18 protein-coding genes and 1 pseudogene are annotated in these 17000 nt (G+C 63.2%); 8 read left to right on the top strand and 11 right to left on the bottom strand.

Annotated features, from left to right (window positions below; genetic code table 11):
- Positions 1-26: 26 nt before the first annotated feature.
- From FQV39_RS31105 to FQV39_RS31055, 10 genes are all read right to left on the bottom strand, one after another.
- Positions 27-1262, bottom strand: a complete 1236-nt coding sequence (locus FQV39_RS31105; RefSeq protein WP_149134330.1) for a metal-dependent hydrolase family protein — start codon at positions 1260-1262, stop codon at positions 27-29.
- Between the two features lie 46 nt (positions 1263-1308).
- On the bottom strand, positions 1309-1797 hold the full coding sequence (locus FQV39_RS31100) for a GAF domain-containing protein (protein WP_149134329.1): 489 nt from the start codon (positions 1795-1797) through the stop codon (positions 1309-1311).
- A 15-nt stretch (positions 1798-1812) separates the two neighbouring features.
- Positions 1813-2724: a branched-chain amino acid ABC transporter permease gene (locus FQV39_RS31095; RefSeq protein WP_149134328.1), complete on the bottom strand. Its 912-nt coding sequence runs from the start codon at positions 2722-2724 to the stop codon at positions 1813-1815.
- A complete protein-coding gene (locus tag FQV39_RS31090) occupies positions 2724-3587 on the bottom strand; it encodes a branched-chain amino acid ABC transporter permease (protein WP_248313519.1) in 864 nt (287 codons plus the stop codon). The genes FQV39_RS31095 and FQV39_RS31090 overlap by 1 nt, the downstream gene beginning before the upstream one ends.
- On the bottom strand, positions 3584-4789 hold the full coding sequence (locus FQV39_RS31085; protein WP_149134327.1) for an ABC transporter substrate-binding protein: 1206 nt from the start codon (positions 4787-4789) through the stop codon (positions 3584-3586). Before FQV39_RS31085 ends, FQV39_RS31090 begins: the two co-directional genes overlap by 4 nt.
- A 44-nt stretch (positions 4790-4833) precedes the next feature.
- Positions 4834-5556 carry an ABC transporter ATP-binding protein gene (locus tag FQV39_RS31080; protein ID WP_149134326.1) on the bottom strand — a complete coding sequence of 241 codons (723 nt, stop codon included), beginning with the start codon at positions 5554-5556 and terminating at the stop codon, positions 4834-4836.
- The gene (locus FQV39_RS31075) at positions 5553-6317 is read right to left on the bottom strand and encodes an ABC transporter ATP-binding protein (protein WP_149134325.1); all 765 of its coding nucleotides are present in this window, start codon (positions 6315-6317) and stop codon (positions 5553-5555) included. Before FQV39_RS31075 ends, FQV39_RS31080 begins: the two co-directional genes overlap by 4 nt.
- Entirely contained in the window at positions 6314-6985 is a 672-nt protein-coding gene (locus FQV39_RS31070; RefSeq protein ID WP_149134324.1) for a TetR/AcrR family transcriptional regulator, read from the bottom strand. Before FQV39_RS31070 ends, FQV39_RS31075 begins: the two co-directional genes overlap by 4 nt.
- Before the next feature lie 433 nt (positions 6986-7418).
- Complete coding sequence (locus FQV39_RS31060) at positions 7419-8207, bottom strand: DDE-type integrase/transposase/recombinase (protein ID WP_149134323.1); 789 nt, start codon at positions 8205-8207, stop codon at positions 7419-7421.
- A gap of 749 nt (positions 8208-8956) precedes the next feature.
- Positions 8957-9316 (bottom strand): cysteine hydrolase family protein, encoded by a 360-nt coding sequence (locus tag FQV39_RS31055; RefSeq protein WP_248313518.1) that lies wholly within the window; start codon positions 9314-9316, stop codon positions 8957-8959.
- A 279-nt stretch (positions 9317-9595) separates the two neighbouring features.
- On the opposite strand from FQV39_RS31055, the gene FQV39_RS31050 reads away from it, so the two are divergent.
- From FQV39_RS31050 to FQV39_RS31030, 5 genes and pseudogenes are all read left to right on the top strand, one after another.
- The gene (locus FQV39_RS31050) at positions 9596-9946 is read left to right on the top strand and encodes a DUF2200 domain-containing protein (protein WP_149134321.1); all 351 of its coding nucleotides are present in this window, start codon (positions 9596-9598) and stop codon (positions 9944-9946) included.
- A 93-nt stretch (positions 9947-10039) separates the two neighbouring features.
- Positions 10040-10516 (top strand): AAC(3)-I family aminoglycoside N-acetyltransferase, encoded by a 477-nt coding sequence (locus tag FQV39_RS31045; protein WP_149134320.1) that lies wholly within the window; start codon positions 10040-10042, stop codon positions 10514-10516.
- Positions 10513-10990, top strand: a pseudogene (locus FQV39_RS33960) (FAD-dependent monooxygenase); the annotation flags it as partial. The gene FQV39_RS31045 and the pseudogene FQV39_RS33960, both read left to right, overlap by 4 nt.
- Before the next feature lie 337 nt (positions 10991-11327).
- Entirely contained in the window at positions 11328-12062 is a 735-nt protein-coding gene (locus FQV39_RS31035; RefSeq protein ID WP_149134319.1) for a GntR family transcriptional regulator, read from the top strand.
- A gap of 24 nt (positions 12063-12086) precedes the next feature.
- The gene (locus tag FQV39_RS31030) at positions 12087-13307 is read left to right on the top strand and encodes a M24 family metallopeptidase (protein ID WP_149134318.1); all 1221 of its coding nucleotides are present in this window, start codon (positions 12087-12089) and stop codon (positions 13305-13307) included.
- Between the two features lie 14 nt (positions 13308-13321).
- Here the strand turns inward: FQV39_RS31030 and FQV39_RS31025 are convergent, their stop codons facing one another.
- Positions 13322-14587 (bottom strand): threonine synthase, encoded by a 1266-nt coding sequence (locus FQV39_RS31025; RefSeq protein ID WP_149134317.1) that lies wholly within the window; start codon positions 14585-14587, stop codon positions 13322-13324.
- Between FQV39_RS31025 and ehuB the strand changes: the two genes are divergently transcribed.
- The 3 genes from ehuB (at position 14527) to FQV39_RS31010 (ending at position 16978) form a co-directional block, all read left to right on the top strand.
- Complete coding sequence (gene ehuB / locus FQV39_RS31020; RefSeq protein WP_248313517.1) at positions 14527-15588, top strand: ectoine/hydroxyectoine ABC transporter substrate-binding protein EhuB; 1062 nt, start codon at positions 14527-14529, stop codon at positions 15586-15588. The two genes, FQV39_RS31025 and ehuB, sit on opposite strands and share 61 nt — an antisense overlap.
- An 87-nt stretch (positions 15589-15675) precedes the next feature.
- Positions 15676-16329, top strand: coding sequence for an amino acid ABC transporter permease (locus FQV39_RS31015; RefSeq protein WP_149134316.1), 654 nt, complete (start codon positions 15676-15678; stop codon positions 16327-16329).
- Positions 16319-16978: an amino acid ABC transporter permease gene (locus FQV39_RS31010; RefSeq protein WP_149134315.1), complete on the top strand. Its 660-nt coding sequence runs from the start codon at positions 16319-16321 to the stop codon at positions 16976-16978. The genes FQV39_RS31015 and FQV39_RS31010 overlap by 11 nt, the downstream gene beginning before the upstream one ends.
- Positions 16979-17000 lie beyond the last annotated feature (22 nt).

The raw sequence follows: 17000 nt of genomic DNA, 5'->3' as shown, positions 1-17000 counted from the left end.
CCAATCACGCCGGCCGTCGACCCCACTCAGTTCAGGCTCGTCCGCTTGATGAAATCGCCGCCCTTCATGATCAGCGGCATGTGCCGCCCCTGACGCGTGAGGAGCGAGAGGTCCTGCAGCGGATCGCCATCGACGACGACGAGGTCGGCATGAGCGCCCGGCGCCACCGTCCCGATCTTGCCTTCGAGCTTCAGAAGCCTGGCCGCAATGAAGGTCGCGGACGCGATCACCTCCTGTGCCGGCAAGGCTCGGCCGCGAATGACGAACTCCTCCGACTGGTAGCGATGCATCTCGCCAAGCAGGTCGCTGCCATAGGCCATGGCGAGACCCGCTTCCTGCATGATGCAGAGCGAGTCCATGCCGGCCGAGCGCACGACGTCAACCTTCGCGACCGAATCCGACGGGAAGCCGAGCTTCGGCCCGTCGGAGACCAGCTTGTCATAGGTCACAAGCGTCGGCACCGCGACGGCGCCCTTCGTTGCTGCAAGCTTGGCCGTCTCGGGCTGGATCAGGTTGCAGTGCTCCAGCGAGTGCACGCCGGCCTCGACGCAGCGGCGGATCGCCTCGTCGGTATAGACATGGGCGGAGACATAAGTTCCCGCCATCCGGGCCTCTTCGACGATGGCTTCGAGTTCGCTGACCGAATAGCCGAGGAAATGGATCGGATCGGTGGGCGAGGCGCAGCCGCCATTGGCCATGATCTTGATGAAGTCGGCGCCGCCCTTCAGCTCCTCGCGCGCCGCACGGCGAACATCGGGCACGCCGTCGCAGATGCGCCCGAGCGCACCCAGGCGATGGCGTTCGGTCACGCTCGGCCGGTCGTCATAGCGGCCGCGAAAATCGGCGTGCCCGCCGGTCTGACTCAGCGCCTTGCCGGAGATGACAAGGCGCGGCGTCGGGAAGTGCCCCTCCTCCGTCGCCTGCTTCAGGCCGAAATCGGCGCCACCGACATCGCGAACCGTTGTAAAACCGCGCAGCAGCATCTCGCGCATGATCACGAAAGAGCGCGCGGTCACGAGCGAGGCCGGCAGGCGCGCATTGGCGCCCAGATCGGCGATGCCGGCGACGACATGCACATGCGCGTCGATCAGCCCCGGCATCAGGGTGCGGCCCTTGAGATCGACGGTCTTCGCCTTGGCGGACGTCACCGCCTTGCCGACCTCGCGGATCGTTCCGCCCTCGACGAGGACGCTGACCGGCTCAGCCGGCTCGGGTGCAGTGCCGTCGACGATACGGGCATTGGTGAAGAGGGTTGCGGCCATGGGGCTGTTCCTTCGGGCGAATGGGCTTTGAGGCAACGAAGCGGGATCAGGCCGCGCCAGCGGCGGCGCGAGCGGCGAGGAAGGCAGGCACCAGCACCGGCGCCAGCCGCGCGACCGGGGCGACATGCTCCTCGCGGTAATGGTGCTCGGGCGCGAGCAGGTTGATGGTGCCGACCACCTTGCCGTCATAGATCGCCGGAATGTTGATGACAGAGCCGAGCCCCATGCTTTCGATCAGCTCATGATCGAAGAAGGCCCATCGGATCCCGGCCTTGTCTTTGCCGAGATAGGGCTTGCGCTCTTCGAGCACATGTTTTCCCCAGGGCGTCGGCCCCATCGTCTTGCGGCCGGAGAGCGGGTATTCGCCCGGGCGGTTGGAGTAGATCCGCGCAACCTCCTGCCCATCGACATAGAGCAGCGTGAAGAGCTGATGGCCGATGAGGCGCTGCGTCGCCTCCTCGAAGGCCTTGAACAGCGTCTCGGGTTGACCGGGCTTCTCGATGAGCGCCGTCAGCGTGGCGAGATCGTCGGACATGGGCACTCTCCGGATTCAGGCAGCGCTGGACGGGGCCGGCGCCTTGGGGACTTTCTCGGGCAGGATGCCCTGCGGCTTCAGATGCAGCACTAGGATGAGCGCCAGCCCGATCAGCATCTCGCGCATGGCGGCAAGCTGAACCGGCTGCAGACCGGGCACCCACTCCGTCATGAAGCGCGTCGCCTCCAGGAAGATCACGACGGCATAGGCGCCAAGCACCGCCCCGCTCGGCCGGCCGACGCCACCCGCCGTCACCGCGAGGAAAATGTAGATCGTGATCAGCGGCTGGAAGTGATCCGGCGAGATGTAGGACTGGAAATGGGCGTAGAGCGCGCCGGCCAGCGCCGCGATCGCGGCCGAGAGCGCGAAGGCCTGCAGCTTGAAGCGCAGCACCGGCTTGCCCGCGAAGGCGGCGAGCTGCTGGTCCTCGCGGATCGCCTTCAAGGCGCGCCCATAGGGCGAAAGATCGAGCCGCCGCAGCAGCGCCCAGACGACCAGGAGCACCAAGGTGACGAGCCCGAGATAGAACAGCGCGAAATTCTGCGTGCCGAGTTCGGCCTTGAGCGGTGCGCGAATGCCGGAAATGCCGTCCGAGCCCTTTGTGAGCCAGCGTTCGTTGAGCGCGACCAGCCGGATCACTTCGGCAAATCCCAGGGTCACGATGGCGAGGTAATCGTCGCGCAACCGCAGCGTCGCGAAGGTCACGAGAAGCCCGACAGCCGCGCCGACGACGAGCGCCGCGCCCCATCCGATCAGAACGGGCGCTCCCGCCCCCGTCGCCAGGGCCGAAGCATAGGCGCCGAGCGCGAAGAAGCCGGCAAGGCCGAGATTGACCAGCCCGGCCCCGCCCCAGATCAGGTTGAGACTTAAGCCCAGCAGGCCGTAGATGGCGCAGAGCGTCAGCGTGAAGATGACATAGGACAGCATCAGGCAGCCCTCTCACCGAGGATGCCGCGCGGCCGGAAGGTCAGCATCAGCAGGATCGCGACGAAGCCGATCGCCGTGCGATAGGTCGCAGGCACCGCCAGCAGCGCGAGTTCCTCGGCGATGCCGAGCATCAATGCGCCGACGACCGCGCCGGGAATGGACCCGAGACCGCCCAGGACCGCCGCGGCGAAGACCGAGAGCAGGACGCGGTAGCCGGTGAGCGGGTCGATCGAGGTGTCGAGCCCGATCAGCACGCCGCCGACGCCGGTCAGCCCGGCGCCCAGGAACAGCGTGACGATGGCGATCCGCGCCGGGTCGATGCCTTTGAGCCTCGCGAGATCGGGGTTGTCGGCCACTGCGCGCATCGCCTTGCCGAAGCGGGTGTAGCGCAGGAACAGAAACATCGCGGCCATGATGATGACGGACAGCAGCAGGCTCTGCAGCTGCTGCGGGCCGATGCGCAGCTCGCCGAAGCGCAGGTCCCGTGCGATCGGCAGGTCGTAGCCGCGCATCTCGTTGCCAAAGACGAAGCGGACGATGTTTTCCAGCACGAGATTAAGCGCGATCGAGGCGATGGCGACGATCAGCGCCCCGTTGCCGCGCAGGCGCTTCAGCGCCGTCTCCTCCGCCGCGACGCCGACCACACCCGTCACCGCAAAAGCGACGACGAGTGCCGCCACAATCGGCAGGCCGAGCTGGGCATTCGCCCACCAGGCGGCGAAGGCGCCGATCGTCGCATAGGCGGCGATGGCGAAGTTCGGATAGCGCAGCACAGCGAAGATGGCCGAGAAGCCGATGGCTGGGACGGCGATCAGCGCCCCGGTCATCACTCCGTTGAGCAGCGCCTGCAGGAGCAGGGTCACGCGATCTTCACCAGGACGAGCTTGCCGCCCTGCACCTGCTCGTAGCGGAACTTCGAGTCGATGATGTCGCCGATCGCGTCGATGTCGCAGGGGCCGCTCGCGCCGTCGTAATCGACCGGCTGCTTGGCAGCGATGGCCTTCAGCCCGTCGATGGCATTGTCGACCTTCACGCCGCCCTGCGCCTGGCTGACCTTTCGGACCGTTTCCTTGATCGCCGCACCCGAGCTGTCGCCGGCGAAGGCGATGGCCATCAGCACGAGGCTGATCTGGTCGTAGATCTGTGTGGTGTAGGGATCGGGCGAAGCGACGCCGATCAGCTTCACCAGCTTTTCATAGGCCTTCGAGCCCTCGGCCGGCGACGGCGCGATCGTGAAGGTCTTGTCCACCACTTCGGCCGGCACGCTCTCGATCAGCTTCTGGTTGACCGAATAGGCGAAGGCGACCTTCAGCCCGTTGAAGCCCGCCCGATAGACATCCTTCAACATCACCGCGGTGTCCGGCGTATAGCCACCGAAGATGATCGCGTCGGGCTTGAAGCGCAGCGCCTCATCGATCTCGGTGCGGTAGGACGGCTTCTTGTCGTCATAGATCAGCGAGCCGGTCTCGCCGCCGGCCGCCTTCACCGCTGCCGTGATGTTGTCGAACTGGCTCTTGGCGAAGGGCGTCTGCGGCGAGAGGAAGAAGACGCGCTTCGCCTTCTCGGCCACGCAGAACTCGCCGAACTTCTTGCCCTGCAGCGTCGTGTTCGGCTGGGTGCGGATCAGATAGCCCTGATGGGGAAGCTGGGTGATGGCGTCGGCACCCGAGACGGTGGCGAGGAAGGTCTTCGATTCCCAACAGAGCGGCGCCACCGCGGTGGTGACCGAAGAGGCCCAGGTGCCGAGGATCGCCGAAACCTTGTCGACATCAATCAGCTTGCGCGCGGCGCGCACGCCGGCTTCCGGATTGGTCTGGTCGTCTTCCGAGATCAGCTCGACCTTGCGGCCAAGCACGCCTCCCGCCGCGTTCACCTCGTCGACCACGGCTTTCACGGCCTTGACCATAACGGGACCGTACGGACCGCCCGAGCCGGTGAGCGGCGTCAAGGTGCCGATCCGGATCGGGCCGGCCTGCGCGCGGGCGCGGCTCGGAAGCACGGAAATGCCCGCAACCGCGGCGCTGCCGGCAAGAAGGCGGCGGCGATCGATGCTGAATGGCGTCATGGTGATCCCCTGCATTGTCGTTATTGATCGTCGTGTCAGGCGGTCTATCCGCCGAGAAAGAGCTTGCGGATATCCGGGTCGCTGGCGAGCGCTGGCCCTGCTCCCTCACGGCTGTTGCGACCGGAGACGAGCACATAGCCGCGCGTGGAGATCTCGAGGGCTTCCAGCGCATGCTGCTCGACCATCAGGATCGGAAGGCCGCCGCGATTGAGCGCGACGATCGCTTCGAACAGCTCGTCGGCCGCCTTCGGCGATAGCCCGGCCGTCGGCTCGTCGAGTAGCAGCAGCGAGGGCACGTTCATCAGCCCCATCGCCATGGCCAGGATCTGCCGCTGACCGCCTGAGAGCGTGCGCGCCAGCGCCTTGCGCTTCTCCGCCAGCATCGGATAGCGCGCATACATCTCCTCGCTGCGCCGCCCGACCTCGCCTGGATTCTGAAAGCCGCTGATTTCGAGATTGTCGGAGACCGTCATGGCGCCGAAGACATTGCGCTCCTGCGGCACGAAGCCGATGCCGGCGCGCGAACGGCCAAGCGCGTCGGCCCGCGTCACGTCGCGCCCGCCGAGATGGATCTCGCCTTCCCGCGCCGGGACGAGACCGGCAAGCGTCTTCAGCAGCGTCGACTTGCCGGCTCCGTTCGGGCCGATGATCGAGACGATCTCGCCCGGCGCGACATGAAGCGACGTGCCCTTCAGGATCTGCTCCGCCGCGCCATAGCCGGCAACGATGCCTGTAGCCTGAAGAACCGCGCCGACCGCCGCGTTCAATGCCGCCTCCCGAGATAGGCTTCCTGCACGCGCGTGTCGGAGGCAACCTCCTCGAAGCTGCCTTGCGTCAGCGTCCGGCCTTCGGCCATCACGATGACCGGCGCACAGAGCCGGCGGATCAGCCCCATGTCGTGCTCGATCAGGCAGATGGTCAGCCCCCCGCGATTGAGGGCGACGAGATGCTCCGCGATCTGCTCGGTCAGGCTCGGATTGACACCGGCCATCGGTTCGTCGAGCAGCAGGATCGTCGGCTCGGCCATCAGCGCCCGACCGATCTCGACGAGCTTCTTCTGCCCGCCGGACAGGGCCGTTACGGGATTGTCGAGCACATGGTCGAGCTTCAGCCTGCGGGCGATGCCGAAGGCGCGCTCGGCCAGCGCCGCTTCCCGCTGCCGCGCCTGCTGCGAGCCGAACAGCCCCGCCAGCAGGTGTTCTCCGGGCTGCGCCGCGCCGTACAGCATCAGGTGCTGGAAGACGCTGAGCTTGGGGAAGCCGCGTGCGAGCTGGAAGGAGCGGACAAGCCCGGCCGCGACCAGCTTTTCGGGCGGCAGCCCGGCCGTTTCGACATCCCGCAGCCGAACCGAGCCGGCATCCGGCCTGTACAGCCCCGACACCGCGTTGAAGAGGGTGGATTTTCCCGCCCCGTTCGGGCCGATCAGCCCGGTGAACGACCCTTCGGGAACGGCAAAATCAACACCGCGCAGCACATGCACGCCGTAGAAGGAGAGCTTCAGCCCCCCGATCGTCAGCGCTGCGCTCAAGACGCCGCCCTGTGTTTCCCGGCCATAACGGGCTTGATCGGAAACTGCTGGCGCACCTGCCCCTTCCAGAACTGAAGCATGCCGTCGTAGTAGGTTGGATCGTTCGGCCGCAGCACCGTCTGGCTGATCATGCCGCGCACGAGGCACATAGTTGCGTTCATCACCGTGCGCGTATGGTCGGGGTCAGTTCCGGCGCGGACGGCGAGCGCCGTCCAGATCGCGTCCAGACCGGCATGGAACTCGCGAACAGTCGGGATGAGCTGCGCCCGGAACTCGTCGTTGTGGCGCGCCTCGGGCAAGAATTCCATCGTGACGTAGAAAAGGCGGTCGTCCATCATCCGCCAGATGTAGTCGACAATCTCGTCGCTTGAGCCGCCGCGCGCGATGAACTCTTCGGCGAAGCGATGCAGGTCTCGCGCGGTCCTGCTGAGCAGATCGGCGACGGAGGCGCTGATGATCGCCTCGCGGCTGGGGAAGTGATGCGTTAACGCGCCGCGCGAGACCCCTGCTCGACGCGCGATTTCCGGTGTTGAGGTGCGGGCAAGGCCGCGATCGTGAAGAAGGTCGATCGCCGCCGTCAGCAACCGCGTTGAAGTCTCCGTACTACGTTCTTTCTGTGATCGCCTATTGCCGCTCACGCCAAACTCTCTGGCATTGATCCAAGCCATCGGAAAGAAATCCGAGGCTGAGACACAATTTACAAACAGTCAAGATTGTTTTTGTGATACCGCGTGATCCGACTTGCTGTTAGAGCGTTTTCCGGTCGAGCTGAATCGTTGAGGATTCTTAAGGGGCGCGTGTTCTGATTCAACCTGTCTGCCGGATCGGAGGCCGGCAGCTATGGCTCGCAGCTTGTCTCTCGATCTTCGCGAACGCGTTGTAGCGGCCGTTTCAGGTGGGATGTCGCGGCGCCAAGCGGCTGAACGGTTCGGAGTGAGCGTGGCCAGCGCGATCCGCTGGTGCGCTCGCGACTGTCAGGCTGGCAGCCCCGCAGCAAACTCTCTGGAGCAGGATCGCAGACATCATTCCGCTCTTCTCGCCAGCCGAATGTGCAAAGTTCTTCAAAGCCGCAGGCTATGACCCAGAAGAGCGCAAAACGCTCTAAGTGTTTAGTCCCAGCATGTCATGGCCTGGCCGACGGCTGAACAGCTCTGGCTTTTCGGTGCTGATTTGCTTGATGGCCTCAAGCGGGGTCCTGAACCGCAGCGCCTTGAGCTGCTTGGCGTAATTGTAGGCCAGCAGCCAGTCCCGGACGTGGCGCCTCAGGTCGTTGATCGAGGCGTAGTGGAAGGTGCGGACGGTGGCGTCCTTGATGGTTCGGACCATTCGTTCCGCCTGGCCGTTGGTCCACGGATGATAGGGCTTGGTGAGCCTGTGCGCGATGCTGTTCTCGGCGCAGACTCTTCCGAAGACGTGAGCGAGGAAGCCGCCCTCGGCCCTCTTGTCGTGCTGGACGAACTGAACGCCGTTATCCGTCAGCACCGTGTGGACCTTGTAGGGAACGGCCCTGACCAGCGCCTTGAGGAAGCCCGCCGCTACGAGCTTTGTCGCCTTCCGGTAGATCCTGGCGAAGACCAATTTGGAGGTCCGGTCCACGGCCACGAACAGACAGGCCTTGCCGCCTTCATAGCGCAGCTCGGCGATGTCGATGTGGAAGCAGCCGATCTCGTAGGCCTTGAACCGCTTCGGTTTTTCGCGATCGGCCTTCGGCAGGCGAGAGATTCCGTGACGCTGAAGGCAGCCGACCGTCTGCCGGGACCGCCACTTCCTCACGGTCTTCTCGTTGATCCCGAAGCGCCGCGCGAGCTCCGCGGCCGAAGCTTGCGATCGCTGTAGCTCCGTTCGAACGGCGTGCGTGGTCGTGGCGCTCCCGTGAAGAACCTGGCCCATAGCGCGTCCCTCTCTGACGACGATAACGATACGCCATCACACCGTGGGACTAAACAACTAGACTTGGCCGCCCTAGCGGGCGGCCCTTTTTCTTTGTCCGTTGTGCAAGCCGATAGATAATATTTCACCGCCCGCGTTCCTCACCAGCGGCGGCAACGGCGAGATCTCTGAAGTGCCGCATCTCGTTTGCACGCCGCTCTGCCTGCCGCTTGGGGTATCGGTGATCGCCGTCGCTTCCACCGCGCTGTGAAAAGTCGCCAGCCCACATCCAAACCGTTTTCTGACGCCAATGGACCAGGCTTGGTGAGATAGCAGCTTCGGATCGCTGGGTCGGTTGGTAGCTCGTGGTGTCGAACTGGTCATCGAAGATCTGCACCGAGATCCGTTCGGTGCTGGAGGGTCTCGCAGTCCGCCTCGCCATGCCGCGCTTCGATGGCGCCGCGCTGGCCGAGCTCGACGATGGAGCGCGTTGGCCAACGCAAAACAGCGCTAGCTTCTTGAGTTCATCCGTGAGGTTGCCAGCACCAATTGACAGTTCTCGCTTTCATCGGCCATGGCTCGCCGCTCCTAAAAGACGAGCCCCTCAGTGAGTTCTGAGAGGCGCTCCCCACCAATGGGATTGGTGAGCTGAGAGCTCGTCGATTCATCGCCCCTCGAGACAATTCAGCCGAGCGATCCCCTCGCACCAACGGGTCGGCCTAGGGAGGCGGGAAGCGCGCTTTCTAAGGCGTAACCGCGCGGGCACGTCGTCAAGTGAAGGATGCTGCCCGGTCGGCCAGATCCGTGCTGGCGTCCGATTGTTCGAATGCCTGATAGCGAAGCAGAAGATCTTCGGTCGAGACGACATCACCGAAGAACAGGTGGAAATTGATCAGTGCCGCAGCGTGCTCATCATCGCGAAGGCTGGCATTTGCGTCGTGCACCATGCTGGTGCGGTAGTTGAGCATCATCGCATCGCGGGCGGTCGATTCACAGCAGGCATTGGTCATCGTCCCAGCGACAAGAACCGCCTCGATCCTGCGCCGGCGCAGCGCCTCATGCAGATCGCCGGCGCCCTGGATCATCCCGGAGTAACGGGTCTTGCGGACGATGAGGTCTTCCTCGCGCACATCCAGCCCCGGCTGGGCAATTAGTCGACATAGGCGATCGGGTATAGACACTTCTCGTCGCTGGGCAAGGTTCGCGCGCGGATAATTCGCGAAACCTGGTCGATCATTGACATTCTTTCGTCGATTCTGGTCCAATGGCGCCTGTTGGAGCGTAGCGTGTGCGCCCTCCGCTCGTCAGACTCCAATCCGGTTGCGCCGCTACGACAAACGCCAAGAAGCGATGCCGCTAGTAACTCGGCGGTCTTTTGGTGAGCGAAGTCGGTCGATGAGGGAGGCCAGATGATCAGGCATCGAATCTATGCAATGAGCGTTGCCAGCGTTTATCCGCTCTATATTGCCAAGGCGGAGAAAAAGGGGCGGACCAAAGCTGAGGTCGACGAGATCATCCGTTGGCTGACGGGTTACAGTCAGGAAGGGCTGGACGCTCAGTTGGAAAAGAAAACCTGCTTCGAGAATTTCTTCGCCGACGCGCCTCGTCTGCATCCTTCGCGATCCCTGATTTCGGGCGTGATCTGTGGCGTGCGGGTCGAAACGATCACGGAACCGACCATGCAAGAAATCCGCTACCTGGATAAGCTGATCGATGAGCTGGCCAAGGGCAAGGCGATGCAGAAAATCCTGCGAACTTGATGTGGTCGTGTCGATACCGGCTCGATAACGACGAAAGCACGGTTGCCGTGCCCAGACCGGCGCAAACGTGAAATGCCGAGTCGGGGAGCGACCATGTCTTCATCTCCTGCCTATGTCACACGCCGCCTTGAGGCTTCAGACGTCCGGCTTATGCGCGAACTGAATGCCCTGTTCGGACGAGCTTTCGCAGACCCCGCGACGTTCGGGGACGGCCCACCAAGCGATACCTATCTCAAGGGCCTGCTCTCCAGGGAAAATGTCGCCGTGGTTGCTGCGCTGAAGGGCGAGGACGTAGTCGGCGGACTCGTCGCCTACGCGCTCGACAAATGCGAGCAGGAAAGGCGCGAATATTACATCTACGATCTTGCGGTCGATGAAGGACATCGCCGGCAAGGCATCGCGACGGCCCTCATCCACCATCTGCGCGGCATCGCGCGGAAATCCCGAGCCTGGGTGATTTATGTCCAGGCGGACTATGGCGACGAGCCAGCGATCGCCTTGTACACAAAGCTCGGCGTCCGCGAAGACGTGATGCACTTCGACATTGCCGTCGACGCCAGACAGCCATGAATGAGCACGCGGTCGTGATCGTCGAAGGCGGCCCGACAGGGTTGATGCTTCGGGCGAACTGGCGCTGGCGGGCATTGACACTGCCATCGTCGCGCGGCGCGGCGATCGAGAGCTGATCGGTTTGCGCTCCGGCGGACTGCACACACGCACCTCGAGGTCCTCGATCAGCGCGGCATCGCCGACCGCTTTCTCTCGCAGGGCCAGACGATCCGATCGATGTGGTTCTCCGGCATTTCACTGGACATCAGCGACTTCCCGACGCGGCACAACTACGTGCTGGCCCTGTGGCAGAAGCACATCGAGCGCATCCTTGCCGACTGGGTCGATGAGTTCGGGGTGCGGGTCTATCGCGGATGCGAGGCGACGGGTTTGGTGCTAGACGCCACGGGCGCCGCCGAATTGTCCGATTGTCGGGCGATGCGGGCGCAATATCTGGTCGGGTGCGATGGTGGGCGAAGCGCGGTGGAGCGTGCCGGCCTGCGCGAGCTGCGAGATGGGCAGAAGATCTCCCATGAGCTCACTCAGGACAAGCGCTCCGGCCAGACCTCGGCAGACCAGCTGCAAGTGTTGTTTGAGGGTCTTCTCGGTATCAGCTCCCGTCGTCGACGGGTCCATCTGGCGGCGTCGCCCGCCAACAGCCTGTCCTTGGAGAGCAGGCCGGCATCCCAGAGCTTCTCGAATTCGGACAGAGGAACGCGCCGAGCAGAAGGTCGATTGTCGAGCCTCGATATTTGGGTATACGAGGTATATTCAGCACCCCCTCACATCCTGCCTGATTTCGACCGATGGGCATCACGAACTGGAGACATAGATGCTGAATGCGCGGGAGGGGCAGCCGCTGAACGAAGCGGTTCGCGAAGAGCTCCAGCGCCGCATTGACACCAAGCGCTATCAGCCCGGCGACGCGCTTCCTTCAGCCGTAAGTCTCGCGGAAGAATTCGGCGTCAGCCTGATCACGATCAAGCGCGCCATCAAGGATCTGAAGGCGCTCGGCTTACTGCGCACGGTGCAAGGCCTCGGCGTGTTTGTACGACAGAACAAGCGTTTCATCCGCGAGATTGACGTGTCCATGACGTCGCTGGAGCAGGCCATGGACTCCAAGCTCCCGCTATCACTCACTTTGATTTCGCTGAGCTGGGAACCGATCACCGACCGCTCTTTCGATCTGTTTTCGCCGCCGCGCGGGCCGATGTCCTGCATTCGCAGGGTCATCTCCATCAGCGACGAGCCGATCATGTTCGACACGTCCTATGTCCCGGTCCCGATGGATCACCCGATCATGAGAGACGTTTCCACCAAGTTCATCATGGACATCCTCAAGCCGACGAAAACTCCAGTGATCAACAAGCGGCTCGTCATCGATGCTGCGCCGGCGTCAGCCGAAGCGCAGTCCGCCTTCGGAATCCCCGTCGGATACCCCACGCTCAGGCGCCTCTATCACCTGACGACCCGAGACCCGGCCTTGTCAGTGTTCGGGAGCGTCGAGGCACCGTTCGACAAGCTGGCTTGCAACATCGACATCCCCATCGATGATCCCGCGGCCTGATCGCCGTTTCGAAACAACGGACCCATGTTGCGCATGATGCCGACCCGACAGCTCAAGCGGCTTGCCCCTGCCGACGTCAGTCTGCCCGCCCCTCCAACCGGCCCAACTCCTCAGAGCGAATTCGACGATCGCCTGAACCGCTTGAGGATCGAGCTCGCGAAGGCGGGAATCGACGCCGTCGTCATCACCGAGCGCAACAATTTCGAGTATTTCACCGGCTACCGTACGATGACCTGGTCCTACAACGCCAGGCCGCTCCAGGCCGTGATCACGCTGCGTGATGTCATCGTCGTCGGCAGCACGATCGAAGAACGAAACGTCGCTTCGACGCCTCGGCCATTCTCGGCGCGGTTCTATCGAGGCTACGCCGCAGAAGGTGCCCTTGCGACAATTGAAGCCGTAGCCGACGCGATTGGGCTGGCCAATGCGAGGATCGGAGTCGACTACGGCCAGGACATGCTCGGCCGCGGTTCTCTTTCTCTCGTCGACGGCATCCGCGCGCGCGGATACGACCTGATCAATGCTGAAACCGTCCTGTGGCGGGTACGCATGATCAAGTCGCGCTACGAGGTCGAGCTGAAACGGATCTCTTTGGCGATCGTCGACAACGCGTTCGATGCGGTCGTGGCACAAGCACGGCCGGGAATGAGCGAGGCTGAGTTTGCACGTCAGCTTCAAGCTCACATAGCTCTGAATGGCGCGGAGCGGCAGGACCCGATCTCGGCGCTCTTCATGAATGGGGATTTCGTTTATTCGCGCCCATCCGGCGCGCGGCCCTTGCGAGAGAACGACTACGTCTGGACCGATTTTCGCTCCTGCTATGGCGGTTATTCGGCGGACCGCAACCGGATTGCCCGTGTCGGAGAACCGAGCGAGCGTGAATGCGCGCTTTATGCCGCTGTTCGCGGTGTGACGATCGAGCTGGCCTCAAGCGTTCGCTCTGGCGAAACCTGCGCCGAGGTCCATGCAAGATTCACGCGGCTGTGGATCGAGGCAGGGCTCCCGTCAGTCTATGGAGCGGTTTCGCGCATAGGGCATGGCGGCGGGCGCGAGGTGACCGAGCCCCCGTCGATCAGCCGCGACGACCATACCGTCATCGAACCGGGAATGGTCCTGCATCTTGAACCGAAGCTCGAAGCAGGCGGAGGCGTTTTCCAGTTTGAAGAATGTGTCTACATCGACAGTGACGGGCCCGAATTCGTCGGCGCGCTGTCCCCCGAGACGATGCCCGTCATCCCGCTTTGAGGCTTAACCAGCACTCACGATCTGAGGTCGATGCCGCTCTTCTGGCGCACGTAGTCCGCGACGTGCTCGAAACCAGGACCGACGACCGGCAGAGTTTCCGCCTCGATAGGATCCTTGAACCCTCCCGACGTGCCGATAAGAACGATGGGACCGGACAGGTTTTGGGTGAGAATCTGGGGCAGCGCCGCGAAGGCGGCACAGGCTGAAAATTCCTGCCATATGCCCTGACGCCCCAAAGTCGCCTGGGCGGCACAGACCGAGGCGTCGTCAACGGTTAAAGCCATTCCTCGGCTGGCTTCCAATGCGAGCACGCCGCGGTACCCGCTAGCCGTACAGGCAATCGAATACTGTCGCGTTTCCCCAGCCTCCACCGTTGCCATCGGCTCATGGGTTTGAACGGCCCGATGCAGGGGGCCGCGTGTCGCAGGCTCCACGGAGAACATGCGCGGCATGTTGGAGCAGAGGCCCAGTGTGACGAGCTCCTTGAAGCCTTTCGAGATGCCGTAGAGCTGCTCGCCGTATCCGGTCGGGACAACGACCGCTGCCGGTACGGCCCGGCCAAACTGCAGGAAGATCTCGTAGGCAATCGTCTTGTAGCCCTCCGGTCCGAATGGATGCCCTGTATGAAACGGCGTCAGGTTGCTGGTCGGATGGTACCCTGCCCTTTCGCAGATCGCCTGCACCAACGGCCATCTATGGGCGGTCTCGACCGGAACCGGACAGGCTCCATAGGCTCGCAGCATGGCGAGGAAAGTCTTGCTGATCTCGGATGGCGTAAGCACCACGCAGGGAAGGTTTGCCCGCGCGGCATAGGCCGCAGTCGAAACGCCGTGATTTCCCGAGGATGCGACCACGACGCCCTTTGCGCCGCTCCTGACAGCCGCGCTGACCGTACATAGGTTCAGCCGATCCTTATGGCTCCATGTCGGATTGCGGGACTCGTCCTTCAGGAAAACCGGAATTTCGCTCGCTGTCGCTGCCGTCGAAATCGGGATCAACGGCGTGCCGCCTTCCCCGAAGCTGAGCCTGGGATCGAGAGGAGGCAGAAGCGGAGCCCAACGCGCGATTCCGGCCAAAGGTGGCTGGTGAAAGACGCTTGGGTCCACTCCTGAATAATCGAAGGCGACTTCAAGCGGATAGTTCCATCGCTGCTGGCTGCGCAGCGGCGCTCCGCTGGTGAAGACTGGGTATAGCGGATGCAAGGTCGCGTCCGGTCCGAGTGAACGCTGCCCGATCGCGCGCGACTGGGTGTCAGCGCCGGCTTCCGCTGTGTTCGTCATGTTTCCAGTGCCTGAAAGGGCAGCGCCAGCGGCGGGCCGCGGAACTGCAATCGATATTGACATACCTGGTATATCTAGTCCCAATGACAGGGTCAATCAAACGGGGAACGGCTTCCATGCCATCTTGGACTTTGTCAGCCGGGCGCCTTGCGCTCGGCGTTGCGGCTGCGCTTGCGGCCCTCACTTTTGCCCCCGAGGGCTTTGCCCAGGCCGCGTCAAACAATGTGCTGAAGGATCGCAAGATCACGGTTGGCTTTGCAAACCAATCGCCGTGGGGGTTCAAGGGCGAGGACGGCGAGGCAACGGGCTTTCACCCTGATCTCGTCCGTGCAGCCTTCAAACCGCTTGGCGTTGAGAAGATCGAGCTGGTGATCGCTGAGTTCGGCGCGCTTATTCCCGCGCTGGCGGCCAGCAGGGTTGATATCGTCGCCTCCGGCCTGGCGATCAATCAACAGCGCTGCAAGCAGGTCATTTTCAGCGAACCTGATCTCGCGGTGGGTGACGGCGTGCTGGTCGCGAAAGGCAATCCGTTCAAGATCCATAGCTATGCCGACATTGTCGCGAATTCGCAGATCCGCATGGGTGGCGGTCGCGGTAGCTCGAATACGCAAAACGCCCTCGACGCCGGCATCCCAGCCTCACAGATGACCCTGTTTCAGGATGTCGGCTCGTCGGTATCGGCTCTCACCGCCAAGCGCGTCGACGCAGTAACGATGTCGATCGGCTCGCTCATCGCGGTGATGCAAAGCCCGAACCTGAAGGATGTCGAGCGTGCAACACCGTTCAAGCCGTTCATCAAGCCAAACGGGCAACCGGCGCTGAACTACGCGGCGCTCGCGTTCCGGCCCGCCGATACCGCCTTGCGCGATCTCTACAACAAGCGATTGGTCGAGATGCGCCAGGACGGCACGCTGGCGAAGATCATGGAGAAATACGGCTTCTCGCCGAGCGAGGAGATGGCGCCGGAAACCGTCACGGCCGCTCAGCTCTGCCAGGGCTGAGCAATCCCAAGAGACAATAACAGGCGGAACGCCAGCTCGTTCCGCCGTACTTCATCCGCGCGGTCGAGCCTCGCTAGTGGATGCACGATGATCAGCACGACACTGTCCATTCTTCAGGGCCTTTCCGTCACCTTGCAGGTCACGTGCCTTGGCCTTCTGTTCGCCCTGCCCTTCATGTTCGTCTGCGGCGTCGCCCAATACCTGGCGACCGGCATCTGGGGCTGGATCATCACCGCGCTCATCGAGTTCTGGCGCTCCTCGCCGGTCCTCGTGCTTCTTTTCGTATTCTACTACTCGCTCCCGGCCTTCGGGATCACGCTTCCAGCCATCCTCGTCGGATCGATGGTGCTTGGGCTCAATGCCGGTGGCTATGCCAGCCAAGCGGTACGGGCCGCTCTGCAGGGGCTCGCGCGAGGACAGATCGAAGCGGGCCGCGCGCTCGGGTTCCGGCGGCTCCCGATCCTGCTCCTGATCGAGCTTCCGCAGGCGCTGCCGATCATGATGCCGAGCTTCATCAACCAGTTCATCCAGTTGCTCAAGGGCACGTCGCTGGTATCGCTGATCATGCTGACCGACATGACCTTTCGGGCCAAGGAAATCGCACAGGTCAAATATGATCCTGCAGGCGTCTATAGCGGCCTGCTCCTATCCTACCTGATCGTCTGCTACCCGATCACCCGGTTTGGGCGCTGGGTGGAAAGTCAGGTCGCGCGGTCGCAGGGGCTCGGCCATGCGGTTTGACCCTGCCTTCGCGATCGAAATCCTGCCGCGCATCCTCGCGGCGATCTGGACAACCATCTGGGTGTCGATCGTCGCATCCTTGCTGGCGGCGCTGATGGGACTGGCCTGGGAGCTGCTGCGCCGCTCCGGCCGGCTGACCGGCATCTGCGTGCAATTCACGATCGATGCGATCCGCTCTATCCCGATTCTGGCCCAGCTCTATTTTCTCTTCTTCGTGCTGCCGACCTACGGAATCACGCTGTCGGCCTATATGGTCGGCATCTTAAGCCTGGCCCTGTACTATTCGAGCTATCTCGCCGAGGTGTTCCGGGCCGGCATCGACTCGATCGGCAAGGGTCAGTTCGAGGCGGCCAGGTCGCTAGGTCTCGGCCGCGTGATCACGCTAACACATATCGTCCTGCCGCAGGTCCTGCGTCAGGTTGCGGCCCCGATGGGCAACTACTTCGTGTCGCTCCTCAAATCGACGCCCTATCTCGGCGTCCTCGCCGTCCCGGAGATGCTGGGCGCCGCGTTGGAAGTGGCCTCCGACACCTTCCGCTACGCCGAGCCGATGATCGTGCTCGGCATTCTCTTCCTCGCTCTAGCCCTCACCATCGCCTGGCTGGTCCGCCGTCTCGAAGTCCGCATGCAGCGCCTCTACGAGCGCTGATCCGGCCTCGCTCTTTCACACA

Source organism: Bosea sp. F3-2 (genome assembly GCF_008253865.1).
Taxonomy (GTDB): domain Bacteria; phylum Pseudomonadota; class Alphaproteobacteria; order Rhizobiales; family Beijerinckiaceae; genus Allobosea.
This window is presented reverse-complemented; position numbering and strand designations above follow the sequence as displayed.